A 22,208-nucleotide genomic window follows, 5' to 3' on the forward strand; every position below is an offset into this window, starting at 1 on the left:
TCACGCGCGCCTCTATTCTTCTAGATCTTGTTGGGGCTTCTTATAGCCCGCCCGACGGTTAGTATGCAACTTCCATTCCCCGTCTTGTCGGGGAAAGGCCGCGCTCGGGGCGATGCATTTTCGATAGGGGCGCGATTGGGCGCGGTTCAGCTGCGCGCGCCGGACCTTGCCGCCAGCATCCAGAGCACCCAAAGCACCAAAGAGAAAACAACGTTCAGATTGGCCATTGTGACGCCGAACATCTCCCAGGAGATCTGGTCGCATTGGACCAGCGGTGCGCGGTTGATCTGGTCCAGCAGGTCATCGACAGAGCCAAGCCCCGGCCCGCCGGAGGTGCAGCTTGTGGGGCCCGCGATGATATGACGCTCGACGAGCGAGTGATAGATGCCGATTCCCGCCGTGGTCAGCGCCGCCAGCCCCCCGAGATAGGCGAAGGGGCTGCGCAGGTGGAAAACCAGCATCGCGGCACCGATGATCACCGCCACCAGATGCGGCCAGCGTTGCAACAGGCACAGATGGCAGGGCGCATAGCCCGCCGCCTGAAACAGGAAGGCCGCGGCCAGAAGAGTCGCCGAACCGACGCTTGCAAGAAGGATATAGGCGCGGGATTGGGTCATAGATATTTCACCAGATAAAGACCGCCCAACAGTAAGGCGACGAAAAGCGTAAACACAAGCCCGAGCCGCTTCTCGATGAAATCACGCATCGGTGCGCCGAATTTCCACAAAAGCGCGGCGACTACGAAAAAGCGCAAGGCCCGTGCAAAGACCGCGGATCCCAGAAAAATCGGCAGGGAAAGGTGGGTGACCCCCGAGAAGATGGTGATGACCTTGAACGGGAAGGGGGTGACACCGGCGATGATCACCGCCCAGGGTCCGTATTCGTTGAAACGGGTGGCCAGCTCGTCGAATTTGTCGGATTTGCCGTAGAATTCCAGAATGGGCTTGCCCACGCTATCCATCAGCCCGTAGCCGATGCCGTATCCCACGATGCCGCCGATGACAGAGGCCAATGTGGCGATAAAAGCGATCCGGAAGGCCCGGTGCGGTGCCGCGATGATCATCGGAATCATCAGGACATCCGGCGGGATCGGGAAAACCGAGCTTTCCAGAAATGCGATGAACGCCAACGCCCAAGTGGCGTGACGATGTCCCGCCAGACGCATGGTCCAGTCATAGAGTCGGCGGATCATGTCGCCCCCTGTTTTGTGTTTGTAAGGGATGCCCTGACCCGCAGGAAGGGTCAAGCATCCTCAACCTCAAAACAGGCCCTGTCGCGACAGTCTGCCGTGAGGTCTCTGGCGGATGCGCGGTTTTTCCACAATTTTGCCCGCACCGCAGGGATTTATGCGGTAGCGACATTGACTAGCGATTTGAAGCCCAGTAAGAGACCAAGGCACATTGCATTGCGGGCGTGGTGGAATGGTAGACGCGGCGGATTCAAAATCCGCTTCCGAGAGGAGTGCCGGTTCAAGTCCGGCCGCCCGTACCAATCTGAAATTCAATGAAAAACAGGTTGGTTTGCAATAGGGTCGAGCGCCTCGCTCCCCGCCGTTCCCAATCCGGTTCTCACTTTCATCTGCCGTCCCTGTTCTGTTCCGCAAGCTTGTAGGCCGCTTTCGGCAGTCGCTTCCGGGCGAGGTCGGCGTGGCCGGTGCTGAGGAGCGCAAGCTTGTGGGCCGCTTCCAAATCCACGATTCGCTTTGGGCCGTGAACCGCGTGATCAATCCTCTTTTTCCAGCGGCACTGTTTCTGATTGGAGGGAATGCGTTAACTTCGATCGCGACTTATTTGCGTTGATTTGACGGCATTTCGCCCATGCGTCGATATGTTGAATTGTTTCTAATGTGGCGAAGATTGGGCGCGTCTATTGGTGCAAACCCACGGTTTCCGCAATCATGGCGGGGTATTGTTTCGTTAAGGGAAACGGGATTTTGGCAACAATAAGATGGTTCGCGTCCAGATTGTGGTAAATGTGGTGAGTGACGCTTATGAACTTCGTAAGAGAATAAAAATATTGCTTTTTATATTCTCAAGCTTTCGTTATTTCAGGCAATAACGCGACGGAAAGGCGAGCTATGGGGGTAGCGCGCGGTGGCGGGGATCAGGAGGCGCAGCCTTCAGTCCGTTTTCCGGTCCTGCTGGCCCGAAAGGGTCGGGTTCGGTCTGCTTTCATGTCGCCATCTGCCCCTGAAGGGGTGGGCTGAGAGGCGCAGGCATGCGCCATAGGTTGGCTGCTACCGGAGTGAAGGCCGGTTTTGGGTAAGGTTGAGTAGACGTGACAAATACTTATACACTTCAAGCGTGGGATCTTTCCGATATTGCTGCGTCCTCGTCCTGTGTGTTCCCCGATAGCGAAACCAGTTCGAAAAGCGCCGTCGGCCAGTCGTTCACGATCAGCTCCGACGCATGGGTTCAGTCGATCTCGCTGAGCGATTGCGATGACCGCTTCAGCGATAATGACAGCAACCAGCACATCACCCAGACCACCACACTGGAAGGCAGCACCTATAGCGCGTCCTCTTCGATCACGCCCGAATACCGCTATGTGGTGACCGATAGCAGCGGCAACAGCATCAATGTTTATGTCTTTGATATCGGTCGCGGAACCGATGAATCCGGCTTGGTTTCCGATGCACCGCTGGTGCCGGGCGAGACCTATACGATTACCAAATATGAAAGCTGCAACAGCAGCTACGAGACGCCTTCGGTCCATTACAGCGATCTGGCGACCTATCCTGACGAGGCCCCCGATCTGAGCGACGGGGTCGTCTATGGCACGGATGGCAATGACCTGATCGACACCGCCTATACCGGCGATAATGACGGCGACATGATCGACAATAATGATGGTCATCTTGACGGGTATACCGGCGACGCCGATGTGGTCGTGGCGGGCGCGGGCGATGATACGGTCTTTTCGGGCGCGGGCGATGACGCCGTCTGGGGCGGCGATGGCGATGATTTCCTCGATGGCGGCGCGGGCAATGATTACCTGTCGGGCGGCGCGGGCGATGACACGCTGGTCAGCGGTGCCGAAGTCGATACGCTTTCGGGCGGCACCGGGCTGGATATGGTCGATTATTCGGCGTCATCCGCAGGGGTGAATGTCGATCTGGTGTCGATGACCGGCAGCGCGGGGGATGCGGCGGGGGACCAGTATGACGGGATCGACGGCGCGTTCGGCTCTGCCTATGATGACACGCTGACCGGCTACGACCAGCAGAGCACGGCGGGCGATGACAGCTATACCAACGTCTTTTATGGCAATGCTGGCGATGATCTGATTGATGGCAAGGGCGGGGATGACTCGCTCTATGGCGGGGCCGATAACGACACGCTGATCGGTGGCGCGGGCAATGACTATATCGAGGGGAATGCGGGCAACGATTCCCTGACCGGCGATGACGGGAATGACACGCTGATCGGCGATGGCGGCACCGGCACGACCTCGGGCAGCGATGTGAGCGTGGACTGGACGCAGTTCGGCAGCGCGGGCTGTACGCTGGCCTCTGGCTCCTCGTTCGATATGGGCGATGTGAAGGTGACCTTCGGCTTTACCGCGCAGGAGCGTGGTGCCTATGCCAAAGTGACCAATACCAGCGAATATACCGAAAGCGGCGATGGTCTGGACGCGAATAGCGGGTTGATGCTTTACGGGGCTGGCGGCGATTGCAAGGCGGGGGATACCTCGACCACCACGCTCGATTTCTCCTCGGATGCCGAGGGTGTGGCCGATGCGGTGACCAATGTCAGCTTCCGTATCAATGATATCGATTACGCCAATGACACGGCCGGATATCACAAGGATATCGTCACGGTTCATGCCTATGACGCCGATGGCAACGAGCTGGATGTGACCATCACGCCCGCGGGCGGCGCCACGGTGGATGGCAATACCGTCTCGGGCGGGGTGCAGGATACGGGCAGCCTGAACGCCAGCAGCGCGCAGGGCTCTGCCCTGGTGACGGTTGACGGGAATGTGGCCAAGATCGTGATCGATTACGACAATGGCGGCGATTCCGATCAGGCGATCTACCTGAGCGATATCAATGCCACCACGATCGTGGACGAGACCGAAGGCGATGACACTATTGAGGGTGGCGCCGGTGATGATGTCATCGAAGGAAACGGCGGCAACGACCTGCTGAGCGGTGGCGACGGTGCCGACAGCATCTCGGGCGGCGATGACCGCGATACGATCATGGGCGGCGCGGGCGATACCGTTGATGGGGGCGCGGGCGGCGACGATTGGGATACGCTGGATCTGACGGGGCAGGGTGCCTATCGTCTGACCGATGTGACCGAAGACGAAAACGGCAACGGCACCAATGGCACCGTCGAGTTTCTGGATGATGACGGCAATGTCACCGGCTCGCTGAACTATACCGAGATCGAAGAGATCAAGGGAGATGGCATCAACCTCTCGCCGGATGCGGAAAACGACACCGCCACCGTGGCCGAGGATGACAGCGTTATCATCGATGTTCTGGGCAATGACAGCGATCCGCAGGGCGATACGCTGACCGTTACCTCGGCCAGCGCCGAACATGGCAGCGTGACGGTGAATGATGACGGCACGCTGACCTACACGCCGGATGCCGATTATAACGGCGACGACAAGATCACCTATACGATCGACGACGGCAACGGGAACACCGACAGCGCCGAAGTGGCTGTCAGCGTGACGCCCGTCAATGATGATCCGGTTGCGCAGGATGATACGGCAAGCACGGGCTATAACACTCCGGTGACGGTCGATGTGCTGGCCAATGACACCGATATCGATGGCGATGCGCTGTCGATCTCGGGCACGCCGGTTTCGGAGGATGGCTCTGTAAGCGTCAATAGCGATGGCACGCTGACCTTCACCCCCAACGAGGGGTTCTCGGGGGAAGCGACCGTGACCTATCAGGTCAGCGATGGTCAGGGCGGGCTGGATGACGCGACCCTCACGGTCACCGTCGGGGCCAATCCCAAGGACGGGATCGTGCAGGGCACCGATGGGAATGACACCATCGATTATGCCTATACCGGCGACCCGCAGGGCGACATGATCGATCATGGCGATGCTCTGCTTCCCGGAGAGGTCGGCGATGATGATATCGTCAAGGCAGGCGCGGGCGATGACACGGTCAAGGCTGGTGCGGGCAACGACGAGGTGTATGGCGGCGACGGCAATGACAACCTTCAGGGCAATGCGGGCGATGATGCGCTGTATGGCGAGTCCGGAAATGACGTTCTGGATGGCGGCGCGGGCGATGACACGCTGCTGGGCGGCGATGGCAATGACACGCTGAAAGGTGGCGCGGGCAACGACCTTCTCGAAGGAGGTGCGGGCGATGACAGTCTTGTGGGCGGGTCGGAAAATGACACGCTCTGGGGCGGTGATGGCAATGACACCCTGCAAGGGGCCGATGGCGATGATGAATTGCATGGTGGTGCCGGTAATGACTCGCTCAATGGCGGGATCGACAACGACACGCTCTGGGGCGATGACGGTCAGGACAGCCTGAACGGCGCTGACGGTGATGACGAGTTGCATGGCGGGGCCGATGACGACCTGCTGCGTGGCAATTCGGGCAATGACACCGTTTATGGTGATGCGGGCAATGACGAATTGCATGGCGGCACCGGCGATGACCGCCTGTTCGGCGGCGAGGGCAATGACACGATCTATGCCGATGAGGGCAGCGATTATGTCGAAGGCGGCGACGGGGATGATTATATCGATACCGGCAAGCCGCTTGTCGATGCGCTTCCCGACCGTGGCTATGAGGGGCTCTGGTCTGCTGATAGCGACCCCTATGACGATCGCGATACCGTTCTGGGTGGGGCCGGAAACGACACCATCTTCACCGGTGACGATAACGACTATATCGAAGGCGGCGATGGCGACGATTCCATCAATGCGGGCTATGACGATGACACCGTTCTGGGTGGTGCGGGCAATGACAGCATCATCGCGGGCGAAGGCAGCGATTATGTCGAAGGCGGCGATGGCGATGACACGATTTATGGTGGCATCGGTCCGACCAGCGGTCTGGATGTCAACCTGCCTGACACCGCAGGCGACAAGGTCACCGACAATGGCATGGACACGCTGATCGGCGGTGCCGGCAATGACGTGATCTATGGCGAGGATGACGACGATTCGATCGAGGGCGGCATCGGGGATGATTATCTGGATGGCGGCGTTGATGATGACACTCTCAAGGGCGATGAGGGCAATGACACGCTGATTGGCGGTCAGGGCAATGATCTGCTGGAGGGTGGCGCGGGCGATGACCTGCTGGAAGGCGGCACCGGCACCGATACGGTTTCGGGCGGTGATGGCAATGACACCATCATCGGCGGCGGCGATAATGATGTGCTGCAGGGCAATGCGGGCCGCGACCTGTTCAAGATCACCCCGATCAGCACGACCGGAAACTACAATATCACCGTCGATGGCGGTTCGGATGGCGACGACTGGGATACGCTCGATTATTCGGGGATGATCGCGGCGGGCTATGAAGTCCAGAGCATAGTCAAAAATCCGGAATATAACGGTAATCCGGGCTTTAATGGCCAGATCACCTTCTACAACCCCACCACCCATTCCTATGCGAATGTCAATTTCTACGACATCGAGGAACTGGTGCCCTGCTTCACGCCGGGCACGCTGATCGCGACCCCGCGTGGCGAAAAGCTGGTGGAAGAGCTGGTGGTCGGTGACAAGGTCATTACCCGCGACAACGGCATTCAGGAAATCCGTTGGGTCGGGCGTCGCGATCTGACCAAAGCCGAACTGGATGCAGCAGCCCATCTCAAGCCGGTTCTGATCCGTGCCGGAGCCTTGGGGCCGAACCTGCCCGAACGGGATATGATGGTGTCGCCCAATCACCGTATGCTGGTGGCCAATGCGAAAACGAGCCTGTTCTTCGAAGAGCACGAGGTCTTCGTTTCGGCCAAGCATATGGCGGGGATGGAGGGGGTGGCCACGGTCGAGACCTTGGGCACCAGCTATCTGCACTTCATGTTCGACCGCCATGAGGTGGTTCTGGGCAACGGGGCATGGACCGAAAGCTTCCAGCCCGGGGATCAGACCTTGGGCAGCATGGGCAATGCACAGCGCGACGAGATCTTCGAGATCTTCCCCGAACTGAAAACGCATAAAGGCCTTGAAGACTATCAATCGGCGCGGAAATCGCTCAAGCGCCACGAGGCAGAGCTTCTGAAACGCGCGTGAAAGAAAGGCCGGTTCCCCTGAAGGGAGCCGGCCTTTCCCGTTTCGGGCTTCGGTCAGTCGTATTGCGCCCGATCCCATTGATGTTCTGCGCGTAATAGCTCTTTTTTTGCGCAGTTTTATGTTTTATCGCTGTGTCGTAAGAGCTTCACTTTTCACAAAGCTAACCTTAGGGTAACGTTTCTTTAATGGTTCAGAGCCGGGCCGAGCAGAATCCTGGCCGTTTTCTCGTTAATGAGGGGAATAAGATGACGGAGAGTCTTCTCGGCGCGTGGTATGACGCGGACGGCTACGATAAAGATGGCTATGATAAAGACGGATATGACCGTAGCGGTTGCGACAAGGATGGTCATTGCAGGCCAATCACCGGCACCAATCGCTCGGACGTGCTCGTCGGCTCGGATGGTTGTGACGATGTGATCAACGGCTTGGGCGGGAATGACCTTCTTAAAGGGCTCGGCGGGGATGACCTTCTGGATGGCGGCGCTGGCTGCGACACCCTTTTGGGCGGCAGCGGCAATGACACGCTCATCGGCAGCGGCGGCGACAAGCTGTTCGGAGAGCGTGACGCGGACACATTCATCCTCACCGGAGACTCGGCGGGCGACATTTATGTGGATGGCGGTTGGACCGGCAAGGATTGCGATACGCTGCAATATGGTCAGATCCTGAAAGCAGGCTATGAATTGCAAACGGATTGGCATTATCCCGAATTCTGCGGAAATTGGGGGCAATCCGGTGTTCTGAAATTCTATAATTGCGACACCGGAAAATATATCACGGTGCATTACTGTGATATCGAGCATGTCGTGCCCTGCTTTACGCCCGGATCAATGGTGGCCACGCCCTATGGGGAAGTGCTCGTTGAGGAGCTGAAAGCCGGTGACAAGATTCTGACCCGTGACAATGGCGTGCAGGAGCTTGTCTGGAGCGGGCGTTGCGAGTTGGGACGCGAGACGCTGCTGCGCAAGCCCGAGCAGGCGCCGGTGATGATTGGTGCGGGCGCTTTGGGCAATGGCCTGCCCGAGCGGGACATGTTTGTGTCGCCCAATCACCGTATGCTGGTCACCGGCGAACGCGCCCAGCTTTATTTCGAAGAATATGAAGTGCTTGTGGCGGCAAAATATCTGGTAGGCCTGCCCGGGATCGTGAGCGCGGTTGTGCCGTCGGTGAGCTATATCCACTTCATGTGCGAGCGCCACGAGATCGCCTTGGTCGATGGGGCATGGACCGAAAGCTTCCAGCCCGGTGAGGTGACGCTGACCACGATGGGCGAGGCGCAAAAGACAGAGATCTTTGCGCTTTTCCCCGAGTTGCAGACAGCAGCCAATCTGACGAATTTCACCTCGGCGCGGCGGAGCTTGCGCCGTCACGAGGCGGCATTGCTGCTTTACGCCTGAGCAATCCCCGCAATCGGTTGCCCCGTTCAAGGAAACGGGGCAATTTTAGATTTTATTAAACTTGCATCCGCATAGTCATCCCCGAACCGCTGTATCAATGGCGCTATCTGGATGGGATGATGGGCTTGCCGAACCTCAACGCGTTTTCCGCCCTTTCGCTCGGGGCCGAGCCTTGTTCGGACGATGTGCTTGTTCTGTCTACGATCGAGCAGGCGACAGAGGCGCGCTTCGCATTTTCCGATTATGACGAGAAGGCGGGAGAGTTTTCTTTTGCAGACCCGGAGGACGGACCGGCGGCGTCCGGCCCTCTCCACGCGCTTTATGCGCTGGGGACGGGGATCGAGGGAGGCTGCCGTGTTTTAACGGCGGACGGGCTACGACGCTGTGACGAGCTTCGGAATGGCGATCTGGTGATGACGCGGAACGGGTTGCAGCCGGTTCTCTGGGTTGGCCACCGGCATTTGCAATGGCGTGTTCTGGGCCTTGCGCCGCAATTACGACCCAGCCGGATTGCGGCGGGGACATTGGGTGGTGGCCTGCCGGAGGCAGATCTGAGCCTTGCGCCGATGCAAAGGATTGTAGCCGATCCGTCACTGTCCGAGATATGTGGGAAAGATCTTGCCACGCGTTCGGCGGGGCTAGAGCCGGTGAGCGCCTGTAACTATGTGCAGATCCTTTTTGCGGACACCGAGGCAATGCTTGTCGAGGGGGTCTGGCTGCAAAGCTATGTGCCGACCCGTCAGAATATCGGCCTGTTGGCAGATGATGACCGGATGGAAATTCTGTTTCATAAACGGCATCTTCTGGGCTGAACTTTATCTATCGGATGAAGACCGGTAAGCCAAAAAAGGCCGGGCATTTGCCCGGCCAGTACAGCAGAACCGACAGGGGTAGACGGTTCTCACTGGGGTTCGTTATGGTCTGCGATTAGCGCCAGAACGGGCGTTCCGCCTCGCGTTCGGCGTCATATGTCGACAGACCGATATCCTTCAGAATATAGGGGGGCAGCTCTGCCAAGGCGCGGCGGCTGCGGGCGCGGAACATCCAGAGCATGACCGTTTTCATGATCGACGGTTTCGCAATGTGCTGCGCGGGATGTCTGAAGATGAAAAGGCTTTGCATGGGGCACCTGAGTATTTTGTATTGATACAATCCGATCCTTTCGGTAAAATACTGGTACAATGAGCCTGCTACCGTCAGCCAGTGAAATATTGTACCCGATACAAGAGAGGTGCCCATGCCCGATCAGGCCCTGCAGTGGAAGCCGCAGCTTTCCAACCAGAAAGGTCCGAAATATCTGGCGCTCGTCAGGGCTTTGCGGGAAGGAATTCGCGAAGGAAAACTGATGCCTGGGCAGAAGTTACCAACGGTTCGGGATCTCGCTTGGCGGCTGGGGGTGACCCCTGGCACCGTGGCGCGTGGTTATCAGATTGCGACGCAGGAAGGCCTGCTTCAGGCCGAGGTGGGGCGCGGCACGTTTGTATCGATACAATCTGCCCGACTCGGCCCGACAGAGCCGCTCTATTCCAATAGCAGCTACGAATATAGAGAGGGGCAGAATGACGGCGTGGTCGATTTCCGCTCGCCCATTCTGCCGGATGTCGGGCAGGCGGCGGCATTGTCGCGCGCGATGGCCGAAGCTGCGCGCGAAGTGAATGACCAGTACCTGAAATATCCGGGGCTGCGGCGCGATGCCTATTGCCGCGAGGCCGTGCTGGAATGGTTTCCGCCGGGATTCAGTCTACGGTCTCTGGTGACGGTCGAGGATGTCGTGCTGACGCTAGGCGGGCAGAACGGGCTGTCGCTTGTCATGCAATGTTGCCTGCGCGGGGATCGTCCTGTCGTTTTTGCCGAAGAACTTGCCTATCCGGGCTTCCGGCATGCGGCGCGCCTGCATCGTGCGGAGATCCAGCCGATTGCACTGGATGACGAGGGTATGATCCCCGAGGCACTGGACCATGCCGCGCGGCGCTATAATGGCCAGCTTGTCTTCATCACTCCGGATGCCCAGAACCCGACAGCCGTGCGCATGGGCACCGCGCGTCGTATCGCGATTGCCGAGGTGGCGCGGCGGCATAATCTGCAGATCGTCGAGGATGACTGTTACACCGCGCCGGTGACCAATCTGCCCGCGATGCGCACGGTTGCCCCCGAGCGGTCTTGGTATGTGACCTCGCTTTCCAAGACGATTTCGGCGGGCATGCGTTTCGGAATCGTTGTCGCTCCCGATGGCATGGGCGAGGCGGGGCGTCTGACTGCGCAGCATAGCTATTTTGGCCTGCCGCGTCCGGTGACCGATATGGTCACGCGGCTGTTCACCTCCGGTGATGCGATGCGCCTGCGATTTGCCGCGCAGGCCGAGATGGACCGGCGTCTGAAGATGGCGATCAATATATTGGGCGCACAGGAGATCACGTGGCAGGAGGGGCTGTCCTTCCTGTGGATGCGTCTGCCGCTGGGCTGGCGCAGCTCGACATTCGTGCGGATGGCCGAGGCCGAGGGCGTGCTGCTGCGCTCGGCCGATGAATATGTCCTGCAAGACGGTCACGCCCCGAATGCGGTGCGCATCGCGCTTTCGGGCGGCGTTTCGGAAGAGCTGATGTGTCAGGCCTTGACGCGATTGACAGTACTTTTGCAGAACCAGCCCAACGATCTTCCGGTATGATTGGCGGATAAAGAGGGGTTTGTGTTTAATATTTAGGCGTCTGCCGTCAGATAGGGCTTAAAATACTGTGCTAGGGCTTTCCTCCGCTTAATCGCTATGCTTTCGTCAAGGAAAGCGCGTCAGATTTTGGGAGATTCATATGGCGTCATCCTCGTGGAGGCGGAGCGAGACCGCCCAGGGATATTTTACGCTCAGCCCGGTTTTGCTCTATGCTCTGGTGATGCTGGCTGCACCGTTGCTGACCATCTTTGCCTATTCCTTCTTCAAGGACGGGTATCTGACGATCATCCATGAATTCACGTTGCAGAACTATATCGACGTCTGGAAAGACCCGATCTTCCGCGCGATCCTCCTGCGTTCGGTCATTGTGGCGCTGATCGTCACGGCGCTTACCGTGGGCACGGCCTTCCCCATCGCCTATTTCATTTCGTTCAAGGTCGCCCCCTCGCGCAAGAGCTTCTGGCTTTTTCTCATCACCATCCCGTTCTGGACGTCCTACCTGATCCGCATCTTCGCGTGGAAGGTGATCATCGGCTATAATGGTGTGATCAATTCGGGCCTTGAAATGCTGGGTCTTATGGGGCCGGGCCATCTGTTCGAAGAGCCGTTCCGCATGATGGGCACGGTTCCGGCGATTGCGGTAGCGCTGGCCCATGCCTATGCGCCCTTTGCCATTCTGCCGATCTTCGTGGCGCTGGAAAAAATTGACCGCTCGCTTCTGGAAGCCGGGCGGGATCTGGGCGAGAGCTATTTCAACAGTTTCCGCCGGATCACCCTGCCGCTGGCCATGCCGGGGGTGGTCGGGGCCGTCCTGGTGGTCTTCATTCCGGTGATCGGCGATTACGTCGCGCCGGAACTGATCGGCGGCGGCAAGATGCCGATGGTCGCCAATCTCATTCAGGCACAGATGCTGCCTCTGGATAACAAGCCGATGGGATCTGCCATCACCATCTCGGCTATGGCCGTCGTGGCGCTGATCGCGGCGCTCTTTGTTCTGGCAAACCGGAAATATCTGCGAGGCCCCAAATGAAACTCTCGGGTCTGAAACTCTATACGGTTCTCTATCTGGTCTTTCTCTACGCGCCGATCATCCTTTTGCCGGTCTTCGCGTTCAACAATGGCACTATTGTTGCTTTCCCACTGACGGGATGGACCACCCAATGGTTCGCCGCAATGGCCGAAAACGATACCCTGCGCCGTGCTTTGGGCAATTCACTGGTCATCGGCCTGTCCACCGCGATCCTGTCGACCGTGCTGGGGCTCTTTGCGGCCCGCGCGACCACGCGGTTCAAGTTCAAAGGCAAGGGGCCGGTGATGGGCTTCATCATGCTGCCTCTGGTGCTTCCGGAGATCATGATTGGCGGCTCGCTTCTGATCGTGCTTCTGGGGATGGGGGTGAAGCTCTCGATCCTGACGGTGATCTTCGGCCATGTGCTGATTGCCACGCCCTACGCGGTCACCATCCTCTCGACGGCATTCGCCTCTCTCGATCCGTCCTATGAAGAGGCCGCCTATGATCTTGGCGAAACCAGATGGTCGACCTTCCGTCTGGTGACCCTGCCTCTGGTGCTGCCCGGGATCATCTCTTCGATGCTGATCAGCTTCACCATCTCGATGGATGAATTCATCATCGCCTTCTTCCTCGCGGGCAACGAACCCACATTGCCCACTTATATCTTCTCGCAGCTGCGCTTCCCCAAGGCCGTGCCGGTAATCCTTGCCCTTGGCACCTGCCTTGTGGCGGCCTCGATCGTGCTGCTGACCATTGCCGAATATTTCCGACGCCGCGGGATCGCCAAGACCGGTGGTAAGGATCAGGGAGGTTTCCTGTGAACAAAGTCAAAACCGATGCGAAACCGATGATCGAGTTTCGCGATGTGCAGAAATACTATGGCGATTACCATGCCCTGCGCGGCATCAACGCCACCATCCGCGAAGGCGAGTTCTTCTCGCTGCTCGGTCCCTCGGGCTGCGGCAAAACCACGCTTTTGCGTACCATTGCGGGCTTCGAGGATATTTCCTCGGGGGTGGTCCTGATTGACCGCAAGGATATGGGCTCCGTGCCGGCCAATCGCCGCCCCACCAATATGGTGTTCCAGTCCTATGCCATCTTCCCGCATCTGACCGTGGCCGAAAATGTGGCCTTCGGTCTGCGCCGTGACCCGCGGACCAAGTTGGAAAAAGCCAAGCTCGTCGAGGAGGCGCTCGAAATGGTCGGGCTTGGCGGCTATGGCAAACGCGCAGCCCATGCGCTTTCGGGCGGCCAGCGCCAACGTGTGGCTCTGGCCCGCGCGCTGATCCTCAAACCCAAGGTGCTGCTGCTGGATGAACCCATGTCGGCGCTCGACCGCAAGATCCGCGAGCAGATGCAGGTCGAGCTGATCAAACTCCAGCGCGAATTGGGCATCACCTTCGTGCTCGTGACCCATGATCAGGAAGAAGCACTGGTGATGTCGGACCGGATTGCCGTGATGTTCGAAGGCGAGATCGCCCAGCTCGACGATCCCGAAGAACTCTACCGCCGCCCCAAATCCCGCCGTGTGGCCGAGTTCATCGGCGCGATGAACTTCCTTCCGGCCCATATCGAGGACGAAACGGAGGGTCGGATCGGGGTCATGGTCGCAGGGCTTGGCGCCTGTCACCTGCGCCCCGATCAGGTCTCGCATGCCCATGACGGGCAGGTCTCTGTGGGGTTCCGCCCCGAAACCATGACAATTCTCTTCGGCGACCAACCCGCGTCAGGCCGCGAAGCCCCCGCAACCATCGAAGAAGTCGTCTATTATGGCGACATGACCTATTACGATGTCCGCCTCGATGGCGTCGAACAGACCGTGCGCCTGTCGATGCGCAATGTCTTCGGACGGCCGGTGCTGGATGTGGGCGCGCGGACCCGTATCGCATGGAACGAGGGCGCGCTGATCCTGTTCCGCTAAACCATCATCCTATCACAAGGAAAAACGGCGCGAAGCTCTGCCTTTCGCGCCGTTTCCATATCCAGCTGCCGGAAATATCCTCGGGGGGAATTTTTCGTCGCAGACGAAAAAGGGGGGCAGACAGCCCCCCTTCCTCGATCGTCAGTGCCACGCCTGAAATCAGGCCTCGCGCGAGGCGCGCTTGCGTTCGTGGGGGTCCAGATGGACCTTGCGCAGACGGATGGCTTTCGGGGTCACTTCCACCAGCTCGTCATCATCGATATAGGCGATCGCCTCTTCCAGCGACATGCGCACCGGCGGGGTCAGGCGGACGGCTTCATCGGTGCCCGAGGCACGGACGTTGGTCAGTTTCTTGCCCTTGAGCGGGTTCACTTCCAGATCGTTGTCACGCGAATGCTCGCCGATGATCATGCCGGTATAGACCGCTTCCTGCGCGCCGATGAACAGCTTGCCGCGCTCTTCGAGGTTCCACAGGGCATAAGCGACCGAGGTGCCGTTCTCCATCGAGATCAGAACGCCCTGACGGCGGCCTTCGATGGCGCCTTTATAGGGGGTCCAGCTATGGAACAGACGGTTCAGCACGCCCGAGCCACGGGTGTCGGTCAGGAACTCGCCCTGATAGCCGATCATGCCGCGCGAGGGCACATGGGCCACAACGCGGGTCTTGCCGCCTTCTGCCGGACGCATCTCGACCAGCTCGCCCTTGCGGTAGCCGGTAAGCTTCTCGATCACGACGCCGGAATATTCGTCATCCACATCGATGATGACTTCTTCCACCGGCTCCATGCGCACGCCATCTTCCTCGCGGAAAATCACTTTCGGGCGCGAGATCGACAGTTCGAACCCTTCGCGGCGCATGTTCTCGATGAGAACACCCATCTGGAGTTCACCCCGACCCGACACGATGAAGGCTTCCCCGCCGGGCGTATCCTCGACACGGATTGCCACATTGGTTTCGGCTTCTTTCATCAGGCGGTCACGGATGACACGCGACTGGACCTTCGAGCCGTCTTTACCCGCCAGCGGGCTGTCATTGATGCCGAAGGTCACCGAGATGGTCGGCGGGTCGATCGGCTTGGCCTGAATGGCCTCTTCGACTTCCAGCGCGCAGAGCGTGTCGGCCACGGTGGCTTTGGTCATGCCTGCTACGGTGACGATATCACCGGCCTGCGCTTCGTCAATGGGCTGCTGGCTCAGGCCGCGGAAGGCAAGGATCTTGGTGCAGCGGAACTGCTCGATCTTGTCGCCCTTGCGCGACAGGGCCTTGAGGCTATCGCCCACTTTCAGGGTGCCGGATTCGATACGGCCGGTCAGGATGCGGCCGATGAAGTTATCGGCGGCCAGCGTGGTGGCCAGCATCGCGAAGGGCTCGTCTTTTTTCTCGACCTGTTTCGGGGCCTCGACATGCTTCACGATCAGGCGGAACAGCGCGCTCAGATCCTCGCGCGGCCCGTCCAGTTCGTCATCGGCCCAGCCGCCGATGCCCGAAGCGTAGACATGCGGGAAATCAAGCTGTTCTTCGGTCGCGCCGAGGTTGGCGAAGAGGTCGAACACCTCGTCCAGCGCGCGATCGGGATCGGCGGCCGGCTTGTCGACCTTGTTGAGCACCACGATCGGCTTCAGGCCGAGCGCCAGTGCCTTCGAGGTCACGAATTTGGTTTGCGGCATCGGGCCTTCGGCCGCGTCGACCAGAAGGCAGACACCGTCCACCATCGACAGGATGCGCTCCACCTCGCCACCGAAATCGGCGTGGCCGGGGGTGTCGACGATATTGATGCGGGTGCCTTCCCACTCGACCGAGGTACATTTTGCAAGGATGGTGATCCCGCGTTCCCGTTCGATGTCGTTGCTGTCCATGGCGCGTTCTGCAACGGCCTGGTTTTCGCGGAATGCACCGGATTGTTTCAGAAGCTGGTCGACCAGAGTTGTCTTGCCGTGGTCAACGTGCGCGATGATCGCGATATTGCGAAGTTCCATGAGAAATCTTGCCTGCTAGGGAGGATTGCCCCAGCGCATAGTGCATTTGGGCCGGTCATTCTAGCCCTCAACTCAATGAACAGCGGATTTAGACCAGAGATTGATCACAAATACGCCCGCAAGGATCAAGATAATGCCGCAAATCCCCGCAAAGTCGAGCCTCTGTTTGAAAATCACAAGGCCGATCAGACTCGTAAGCACGATCCCGATCCCCGACCAGAGCGCATAGGTAATTCCCAGCGGTAAGGTCTTGAGCACCTGTGTGAACAGATAGAAGGCCCCTGCAAAACCGGCGAGAACCCCGAGGCTGGGCCAGAGCCTGCTGAATTGCTGGCTGGCTTGCAGGCAGCTTGTGCCGAACACCTCGAACAGGACAGCGAGCGTCAGCAGCAGATAGGTTTTCATGCGGGAGATACTCCAATCGGGCCAGCTGTGCTCGGTGTCCTGCCGAGCCTGCCAGATCAGGTCACAACATACCAGTCCCGTCGGTGATTGAAGGCAATCACCGCATTCAGGACAACCGCGCCCAGAAGGGACCAGCCTACATTGCCAAGCGGCAGCACCCAGAAAGCGATCAGGAACAGGCCAAGATCATGGATCGTCTGGGTCCAGCCTGCCTTGAAGCCGAAGCGGTCCTGCAGCACCAGCGCGACGATCGACACGCCGCCCAGACTGCCCGAATGGCGGAATAGCCCCAGCAGCCCGACCCCCGCACTGACCCCAAACAGAAGGGCGGCGACAGCGGGGTGGATCTGGTCGACATGCAGGAAGGGTTTGAGAGCCTCGGCCATCAGCGAGACCAGCGTCACGGAGGCAAGGCTTTTCAGGCAGAAGCCGATCCCGCGTGCTTTGTAGGCGAAAGCATAGAAGGGGATATTGATGGCAAAGAAAATCCCCCCGAAGGTCAGGTGGATGCCGTGATCTTGCGCGATATAGGTCAGCAAAAGCGCAAGCCCCGCCGTTCCTCCGGTCATCAGACCCGCCGCACGTAACAGGTGGATGCCAAGCGCGGCCTGCGCACAGGCAATCAGCAACCCTTGGGCATCTTCGAGGCGGGTATAATGTTTGTCATCAGGATGGCGCAGGCCAGGTCTGGCAACCAAACGTTTGCGGCGTCCGGTCGGTGGGGGGCAGCGCAGTTTGAGATCGGCATTAATGTCAGCACACATGACCTAACTATGCGCCGATCTGGCAAAAAATCAAGGGCCGCAGCACGCGGCCCTGACAGAATAGCTAAGGATGCTTAATAAATACTCAGGTTGCGATATAGCGGTCGCGCCGATGGTTGATGCCGATAACCATATTCATCACGACAGCGCCAAGGAAGGACCATGCCACGGTCTCGAGGTCGCGCAGGGTCAGGGCCAGCGCGAAAACGGCCACGTCAAAGCCCATCTGCGTCCAGCCTGCGCGAAAGCCGGTCTTGTCCTGCAGGTAAAGCGCGACGATGCCGATTCCGCCAAGGCTGGAGCCGTGCCGGAACAGCGCCAGCAGCGCCGAGCCGGTGATCAGTCCGAACAGCACCGCCCCCGCTGCCGGATGCAGCAGGTCGAAATGGACGTAGCGGGGAAGGACGGCGGTGGTCAGTGACAGCAGGCTGACTGCGGCCAGAGATTTCCACACGAAGGCGGGGCCGATCCGTTTCCAGCCCAGCCAGTAGAAGGGGATATTGATCACGAAGAAGACGGCCCCGAAGGACCATCCGGTTGCATAGGAGATCAGCACCGCCATTCCGGCGGTCTGGCCGGTGACGAAACCGAGCGAGGTCAGGATCAGCAGGCCGAACCCTGCGATGATGCCGCCATAGGCGATGCCCTGAGCATCATCGAGCGTGCTGTGGGAAGGGGGGAGAAGATGTGTCATGCGGCCATGATTTATCGCGGGCAGGGCCAAGTGCAAGATGTTGTGTCATTTGACGTGTGTAATCCATTTTCACGCCACAATTTCGCCACGGGTTAACTTTAGTGAACAAAATGTTAACTAGTGGCTGGGGAATTAATGTCTGACTTATCAGTGTTTTGCCTAGGGATCGTGCTGTCTTGTCTGACGGTTGCGATGGTAATTGTTCATTTTCGCCTTGCGCTGGTGGATCGCATGGCGAAGCTCCGATTTTCTCAGGCGCAGCGGGCGCATGAGCGGCACGGGATCATCCAGATGGAGCAGGAAAAGCGTTTCCTGCGTCATTACGCGCTTCTGACCGTGCTGGAAGAGCAAGGGGTGAATTTGCGGGGGCCTGTGCCGCAATGGGAGGCGTTGAGCGAAGATATGCGCGAGGCGCTTCGGATCATGATCTTCGTGATCTATTTCGAAGGCCCCGGCCAGCTTTACCTACAGCTTCTGGCCCGTCGGCAGGACCGCGCGGCCCTCACCGAAATGCGTCATTATTGGCAGGATCTGCAGCTTATCGCTGCCTGAAGGTTGCAGGATTTGCCAATGAAAAAGGCCGGGCGTGATGCCCGGCCTTTTTAGGATGTTCAGAACGCTTTGTTGAGGTTCTCGTCGACTTTTTCGAGGAAGCCCATCGTGGTGAGCCATTTCTGGTCGGGGCCGACCAGCAGGGCAAGGTCCTTCGTCATGAAGCCCGATTCCACGGTTTCGACAACCACGCGTTCCAGCGTTTCCGCGAAATTCATCAGCTGGCTGTTGTTGTCGAGTTTCGCGCGGTGCTTCAGGCCACCGGTCCAAGCGTAGATCGAGGCGATCGAGTTGGTCGAGGTCTGTTCGCCGCGCTGGTGCTGGCGGTAGTGGCGCGTCACGGTGCCGTGGGCAGCTTCGGCCTCGACGATCTTGCCGTCGGGCGTCATCAGCTGCGAGGTCATCAGGCCCAGCGAGCCGAAGCCCTGTGCCACTGTATCCGATTGCACATCGCCATCGTAGTTCTTGCAGGCCCAGACGAATTTGCCCGACCATTTCATGGCCGACGCCACCATATCGTCGATCAGACGGTGTTCGTACCAGATGCCGCGCTTCTTGAATTCTTCTTCGAATTCATTGGCGTAAACTTCGGCAAAGATATCCTTGAAGCGGCCGTCATAGGCTTTCAGGATGGTGTTCTTGGTCGACAGATAGACCGGCCAGTTCAGCGACAGACCGTAGTTGAACGAGGCGCGGGCGAAGTCATAGATCGAGCTGTCAAGGTTATACATCGCCTGATAGACGCCCGCCGAGGGCGCATCATAGACGACCTTCTCGATTACGGTGCCATCATCGCCCACGAATTTCATCGTCAGCTGGCCTTTGCCCGGGAAGGTGAAATCGGTCGCCTTATACTGGTCACCGAAAGCGTGGCGGCCCACAACGATGGGGTCGGTCCAGCCCGGCACAAGGCGCGGCACGTTGCGGCAGATGATCGGCTGACGGAAGACCACACCGCCCAGAATATTGCGGATCGTGCCGTTGGGCGATTTCCACATCTTCTTGAGGCCGAATTCCTCGACGCGCGCTTCATCGGGGGTGATGGTCGCACATTTCACACCAACGCCGATCTCTTTGATCTTGTTGGCGGCATCGATGGTGATCTGGTCATCGGTGCGGTCACGTTCTTCGATGCCGAGATCGTAATACAGCAGATCGACATCCAGATAGGGTTCGATCAGTTTCTTCTTGATAAAATCCCAGATGATCCGGGTCATCTCGTCGCCGTCGAGTTCGACGATCGGATTCTCCACCTTGATCTTGGACATATGAACCCCTTCCTAGGCTTATATATATGAGTCGGGACAGGCCCCATTTAGCGCAAACTTATGGGAATAGCCAGAGTTTGTATGCCGTAGTATACGACGGTATTCTACAATTCGACATATTCGTCCGGTTTTATGTTAGCGCAGCATGAAATCCGGTTGTGCCGAAAGGTAGGGGCTGTTTGCAAAGATATCGTTGCGAAGATGAGCCTGCTTGAAAAATAGGCGCAGCTTGCCGCAGGCCCGCACCGTATCGCGTCAAAACGGTGCCGGTCGGGCCCGCATGGAGGGCGGGGCGGCTCAGAGGCGGCGGTTGTCTTCGAACCACGGAAAGATCCGCGCCTTGATCGCGGACCAGAGCGCGGGAAGGCCGCGATTGATCTTGCAGCCCACGCGCTCTTGTAACTGGTCCCACGTCACCTTGTATTCGCGCCATGATCCGCCGCCCGATTGCAGGTTCAGCATCACCGGCTGCGCGCGGTCGAGCGATTTGGCATAGATGGCGGTCGGGGTCTCGTTGGCTTCGAATTCCTGCCAAGTGCTCAGGAAATCCTGCGCCATATCCGTCGGGAGCAGTCCGAAGATGCGCTCTGCCGCGCGGGCTTCGGCGGCACAGGTCTCGGCGCTGTCATGCGCCTTACCGCCCTTCGAATGGATCGGCACATCGCCCACATCGATTTCGACCATATCATGCAGCAACAGCATCTTGATCGCGCGCACCGGATCGACTGCGGGATCGGCCTGATCGGCCAGTACCAGCGCCCAAAGCGCCAGAGACCAGCTATGTTCGGCAGAATTCTCGAAGCGGGAATCGTCCATGACGGGGGTCGCGCGGATGACCCCTTTAAGCTTCTCGGCCTCGGCCAGAAAGGCCAGTTGCCGATCAAGCCGTTGGGTGGCTGGGTCTGCTGCGGTGGTCATGGGCCTTATCCTTTTCACCCCGGCGGGAAAAGACGGGCACCTGAACGCTGCGCCAGGATCAGCCCACGGCCCCGCAAGCGGAGCGGGCAGGTGCGGCGGTCCTTGCGCCATGCGAGACGGACGAAAGGCCTGCTTCCGACCTAACGGGTTTGCACGCCCAGAGCCAGTGCCAGATACCAGCTAAATGCGCATAGCCGCCGGTCACGTGCTGCACAGCTTTATTTGCCGGATTTCAGGGCAGAGATGCGCCGCGCCATGAAGTCTTCGGCGCGCAGGGCGGCCATATGCAGGCGGCAGGCGGTCAGAAAGGCCTCTTCGAGAGAGGGCGAGGCGGTGCCGATATGGGTGGCAACGTCTTGGTAGAGGCGATCGGCCGTGGGGCCGATCTCCTTTTGGGCTTGCATGCAGTCGAAGGCCAGCTTTTCGGCCAGGTCTTCGAGCAGTGCCATTAGCGGGTGTTCTCCGTCAGGCGGCGCTTCACATAGGATTGGACCGTATCGATCATCGGCTTCATATGCGCCTCGTCATCCTTGAAGAAGTGATCGGCACCGCTGATCTCTTCATGGGTGACGGTAATCCCTTTCTGCTCGCCCAGCTTGCTGACCAGCGTGGCGGTATCTTTCGGCGGCGCGACGCGGTCGGCGGTGCCGTTGATGATCAGACCCGACGAGGGGCAGGGCGCGAGGAAGCTGAAGTCATACATATTCGCCGGCGGAGCCACCGAGACGAAACCGGTGATCTCGGGGCGGCGCATCAGAAGCTGCATCCCGATCCAAGCGCCAAAGCTGAACCCCGCAACCCAGCAGTGTTTGGAATTGGGGTTCTGCGATTGCAGGTAATCCAGCGCCGAGGCGGCATCCGACAATTCGCCGATCCCCTGATCATATTCCCCTTGGCTGCGGCCCACACCACGGAAGTTGAAGCGCAGCACGGTGAAGCCCAGCTTGTGGAACGCGTAATGCAGGTTGTAGACGACGCGGTTGTTCATCGTGCCACCGAATTGCGGATCGGGATGCAGGATGATGGCAATCGGCGCGTCGGGGGCGGCTTGCGGGTGATAGCGGCCTTCTAGGCGACCTTCGGGACCGGGAAAAATGACTTCGGGCATCGGTTCTCGTCTGCTCTTGCATGGGCCCGGATCCAAGGGTGCAGGGTTGCTTGACGCAGGGTCTGCATCCCCCTAGGGAGGGCCATCCCCGGCACAATGCCGGATCTACGGGTGGAAACGAGTTAAGGGGGCCAGCGCGCAAGGTCAATGGTTCTTGCGCCATTCTCTCTGTATTGATGATCGACATCGGGGCATTCTAGCGTAAATTTGCCGCGATTCGGAGGTGGCATGGCATGATCGCCTCTCGGGGAGGTCAGAGCCCGTCCTTTTCGGCGCGGGTGATTAAGCGGAGGATAC

The 22,208-nt window shown here is 59.0% G+C and carries 19 protein-coding genes and 1 tRNA gene; 9 read left to right on the forward strand and 11 right to left on the reverse strand.

Translation table 11 applies throughout. The features are described from left to right. Positions 1-146: 146 nt before the first annotated feature. Positions 147-617, reverse strand: a complete 471-nt coding sequence (locus RPE78_RS11665) for a disulfide bond formation protein B (protein ID WP_406720641.1) — start codon at positions 615-617, stop codon at positions 147-149. Then, a complete protein-coding gene (locus RPE78_RS11670; protein ID WP_339107119.1) occupies positions 614-1,192 on the reverse strand; it encodes a YqaA family protein in 579 nt (192 codons plus the stop codon). The genes RPE78_RS11665 and RPE78_RS11670 overlap by 4 nt, the downstream gene beginning before the upstream one ends. Positions 1,193-1,407: 215 nt before the next feature. Between RPE78_RS11670 and RPE78_RS11675 the strand changes: the two genes are divergently transcribed. The 4 genes from RPE78_RS11675 (at position 1,408) to RPE78_RS11690 (ending at position 9,439) form a co-directional block, all read left to right on the forward strand. Beyond that, positions 1,408-1,491 (forward strand) — tRNA-Leu (locus tag RPE78_RS11675). Between the two features lie 786 nt (positions 1,492-2,277). Then, the gene (locus tag RPE78_RS11680) at positions 2,278-7,230 is read left to right on the forward strand and encodes a Hint domain-containing protein (RefSeq protein ID WP_406720642.1); all 4,953 of its coding nucleotides are present in this window, start codon (positions 2,278-2,280) and stop codon (positions 7,228-7,230) included. A gap of 245 nt (positions 7,231-7,475) precedes the next feature. Then, positions 7,476-8,627, forward strand: a complete 1,152-nt coding sequence (locus RPE78_RS11685; RefSeq protein WP_406720643.1) for a Hint domain-containing protein — start codon at positions 7,476-7,478, stop codon at positions 8,625-8,627. A 125-nt stretch (positions 8,628-8,752) separates the two neighbouring features. Then, a complete protein-coding gene (locus RPE78_RS11690) occupies positions 8,753-9,439 on the forward strand; it encodes a Hint domain-containing protein (RefSeq protein ID WP_406720644.1) in 687 nt (228 codons plus the stop codon). Between the two features lie 115 nt (positions 9,440-9,554). On the opposite strand, the gene RPE78_RS11695 is transcribed toward RPE78_RS11690, so the two are convergent. After that, complete coding sequence (locus RPE78_RS11695; protein WP_339107155.1) at positions 9,555-9,692, reverse strand: DUF1127 domain-containing protein; 138 nt, start codon at positions 9,690-9,692, stop codon at positions 9,555-9,557. A gap of 172 nt (positions 9,693-9,864) precedes the next feature. On the opposite strand from RPE78_RS11695, the gene RPE78_RS11700 reads away from it, so the two are divergent. From RPE78_RS11700 to RPE78_RS11715, 4 genes are all read left to right on the forward strand, one after another. After that, positions 9,865-11,292, forward strand: coding sequence for a PLP-dependent aminotransferase family protein (locus tag RPE78_RS11700; protein WP_406720645.1), 1,428 nt, complete (start codon positions 9,865-9,867; stop codon positions 11,290-11,292). Positions 11,293-11,431: 139 nt separating this feature from the next. After that, on the forward strand, positions 11,432-12,322 hold the full coding sequence (locus RPE78_RS11705; protein WP_339107157.1) for an ABC transporter permease: 891 nt from the start codon (positions 11,432-11,434) through the stop codon (positions 12,320-12,322). Beyond that, entirely contained in the window at positions 12,319-13,125 is an 807-nt protein-coding gene (locus RPE78_RS11710) for an ABC transporter permease (RefSeq protein ID WP_339107158.1), read from the forward strand. The genes RPE78_RS11705 and RPE78_RS11710 overlap by 4 nt, the downstream gene beginning before the upstream one ends. 26 nt (positions 13,126-13,151) lie before the next feature. Next, on the forward strand, positions 13,152-14,225 hold the full coding sequence (locus tag RPE78_RS11715; RefSeq protein ID WP_406721654.1) for an ABC transporter ATP-binding protein: 1,074 nt from the start codon (positions 13,152-13,154) through the stop codon (positions 14,223-14,225). 159 nt (positions 14,226-14,384) lie between these two features. Here RPE78_RS11715 and typA read toward each other — a convergent pair whose 3' ends face one another. The 4 genes from typA to RPE78_RS11735 all read right to left on the reverse strand — a co-directional run bounded on the left by typA (position 14,385) and on the right by RPE78_RS11735 (position 18,065). Further along, complete coding sequence (typA, locus tag RPE78_RS11720; RefSeq protein WP_339107159.1) at positions 14,385-16,202, reverse strand: translational GTPase TypA; 1,818 nt, start codon at positions 16,200-16,202, stop codon at positions 14,385-14,387. Between the two features lie 72 nt (positions 16,203-16,274). Beyond that, the gene (locus RPE78_RS11725) at positions 16,275-16,607 is read right to left on the reverse strand and encodes an SMR family transporter (RefSeq protein WP_339107160.1); all 333 of its coding nucleotides are present in this window, start codon (positions 16,605-16,607) and stop codon (positions 16,275-16,277) included. Between the two features lie 56 nt (positions 16,608-16,663). Beyond that, entirely contained in the window at positions 16,664-17,371 is a 708-nt protein-coding gene (locus RPE78_RS11730; RefSeq protein WP_339107161.1) for a YitT family protein, read from the reverse strand. 85 nt (positions 17,372-17,456) lie between these two features. Further along, the gene (locus tag RPE78_RS11735; protein ID WP_339107162.1) at positions 17,457-18,065 is read right to left on the reverse strand and encodes a YitT family protein; all 609 of its coding nucleotides are present in this window, start codon (positions 18,063-18,065) and stop codon (positions 17,457-17,459) included. A 231-nt stretch (positions 18,066-18,296) separates the two neighbouring features. Here RPE78_RS11735 and RPE78_RS11740 point away from each other — a divergent pair, with 231 nt between their 5' ends. Beyond that, positions 18,297-18,617 (forward strand): hypothetical protein, encoded by a 321-nt coding sequence (locus RPE78_RS11740; RefSeq protein ID WP_406720646.1) that lies wholly within the window; start codon positions 18,297-18,299, stop codon positions 18,615-18,617. Positions 18,618-18,676: 59 nt separating this feature from the next. Here RPE78_RS11740 and RPE78_RS11745 read toward each other — a convergent pair whose 3' ends face one another. The 4 genes from RPE78_RS11745 to RPE78_RS11760 form a co-directional block, all read right to left on the reverse strand. Next, positions 18,677-19,885, reverse strand: coding sequence for an NADP-dependent isocitrate dehydrogenase (locus RPE78_RS11745; protein ID WP_406720647.1), 1,209 nt, complete (start codon positions 19,883-19,885; stop codon positions 18,677-18,679). Positions 19,886-20,182: 297 nt separating this feature from the next. Beyond that, positions 20,183-20,803 carry an HD domain-containing protein gene (locus RPE78_RS11750; protein ID WP_339107165.1) on the reverse strand — a complete coding sequence of 207 codons (621 nt, stop codon included), beginning with the start codon at positions 20,801-20,803 and terminating at the stop codon, positions 20,183-20,185. Between the two features lie 218 nt (positions 20,804-21,021). After that, on the reverse strand, positions 21,022-21,252 hold the full coding sequence (locus RPE78_RS11755) for a hypothetical protein (protein ID WP_339107166.1): 231 nt from the start codon (positions 21,250-21,252) through the stop codon (positions 21,022-21,024). Next, the gene (locus RPE78_RS11760; protein WP_339107167.1) at positions 21,252-21,911 is read right to left on the reverse strand and encodes an alpha/beta hydrolase; all 660 of its coding nucleotides are present in this window, start codon (positions 21,909-21,911) and stop codon (positions 21,252-21,254) included. The genes RPE78_RS11755 and RPE78_RS11760 overlap by 1 nt, the downstream gene beginning before the upstream one ends. Between the last annotated feature and the right edge of the window lie 297 nt (positions 21,912-22,208).

This window comes from Thioclava litoralis (assembly GCF_045278885.1).
Taxonomy (GTDB): Bacteria; Pseudomonadota; Alphaproteobacteria; order Rhodobacterales; family Rhodobacteraceae; genus Thioclava; species Thioclava litoralis.

What these genes read in the sequence shown, in the direction of transcription:
- RPE78_RS11665 (WP_406720641.1), bottom strand. Translation starts at nt 617, where the DNA reads ATGACCCAATCCCGCGCCTATATCCTTCTTGCAAGCGTCGGTTCGGCG.
- RPE78_RS11670 (WP_339107119.1), bottom strand. Translation starts at nt 1,192, where the DNA reads ATGATCCGCCGACTCTATGACTGGACCATGCGTCTGGCGGGACATCGT.
- RPE78_RS11685 (WP_406720643.1), top strand. Translation starts at nt 7,476, where the DNA reads ATGACGGAGAGTCTTCTCGGCGCGTGGTATGACGCGGACGGCTACGAT.
- RPE78_RS11695 (WP_339107155.1), bottom strand. Translation starts at nt 9,692, where the DNA reads ATGAAAACGGTCATGCTCTGGATGTTCCGCGCCCGCAGCCGCCGCGCC.
- RPE78_RS11700 (WP_406720645.1), top strand. Translation starts at nt 9,865, where the DNA reads ATGCCCGATCAGGCCCTGCAGTGGAAGCCGCAGCTTTCCAACCAGAAA.
- RPE78_RS11705 (WP_339107157.1), top strand. Translation starts at nt 11,432, where the DNA reads ATGGCGTCATCCTCGTGGAGGCGGAGCGAGACCGCCCAGGGATATTTT.
- RPE78_RS11710 (WP_339107158.1), top strand. Translation starts at nt 12,319, where the DNA reads ATGAAACTCTCGGGTCTGAAACTCTATACGGTTCTCTATCTGGTCTTT.
- RPE78_RS11715 (WP_406721654.1), top strand. Translation starts at nt 13,152, where the DNA reads ATGATCGAGTTTCGCGATGTGCAGAAATACTATGGCGATTACCATGCC.
- typA (WP_339107159.1), bottom strand. Translation starts at nt 16,202, where the DNA reads ATGGAACTTCGCAATATCGCGATCATCGCGCACGTTGACCACGGCAAG.
- RPE78_RS11725 (WP_339107160.1), bottom strand. Translation starts at nt 16,607, where the DNA reads ATGAAAACCTATCTGCTGCTGACGCTCGCTGTCCTGTTCGAGGTGTTC.
- RPE78_RS11730 (WP_339107161.1), bottom strand. Translation starts at nt 17,371, where the DNA reads ATGTGTGCTGACATTAATGCCGATCTCAAACTGCGCTGCCCCCCACCG.
- RPE78_RS11735 (WP_339107162.1), bottom strand. Translation starts at nt 18,065, where the DNA reads ATGACACATCTTCTCCCCCCTTCCCACAGCACGCTCGATGATGCTCAG.
- RPE78_RS11740 (WP_406720646.1), top strand. Translation starts at nt 18,297, where the DNA reads ATGGCGAAGCTCCGATTTTCTCAGGCGCAGCGGGCGCATGAGCGGCAC.
- RPE78_RS11745 (WP_406720647.1), bottom strand. Translation starts at nt 19,885, where the DNA reads ATGTCCAAGATCAAGGTGGAGAATCCGATCGTCGAACTCGACGGCGAC.
- RPE78_RS11750 (WP_339107165.1), bottom strand. Translation starts at nt 20,803, where the DNA reads ATGACCACCGCAGCAGACCCAGCCACCCAACGGCTTGATCGGCAACTG.
- RPE78_RS11755 (WP_339107166.1), bottom strand. Translation starts at nt 21,252, where the DNA reads ATGGCACTGCTCGAAGACCTGGCCGAAAAGCTGGCCTTCGACTGCATG.
- RPE78_RS11760 (WP_339107167.1), bottom strand. Translation starts at nt 21,911, where the DNA reads ATGCCCGAAGTCATTTTTCCCGGTCCCGAAGGTCGCCTAGAAGGCCGC.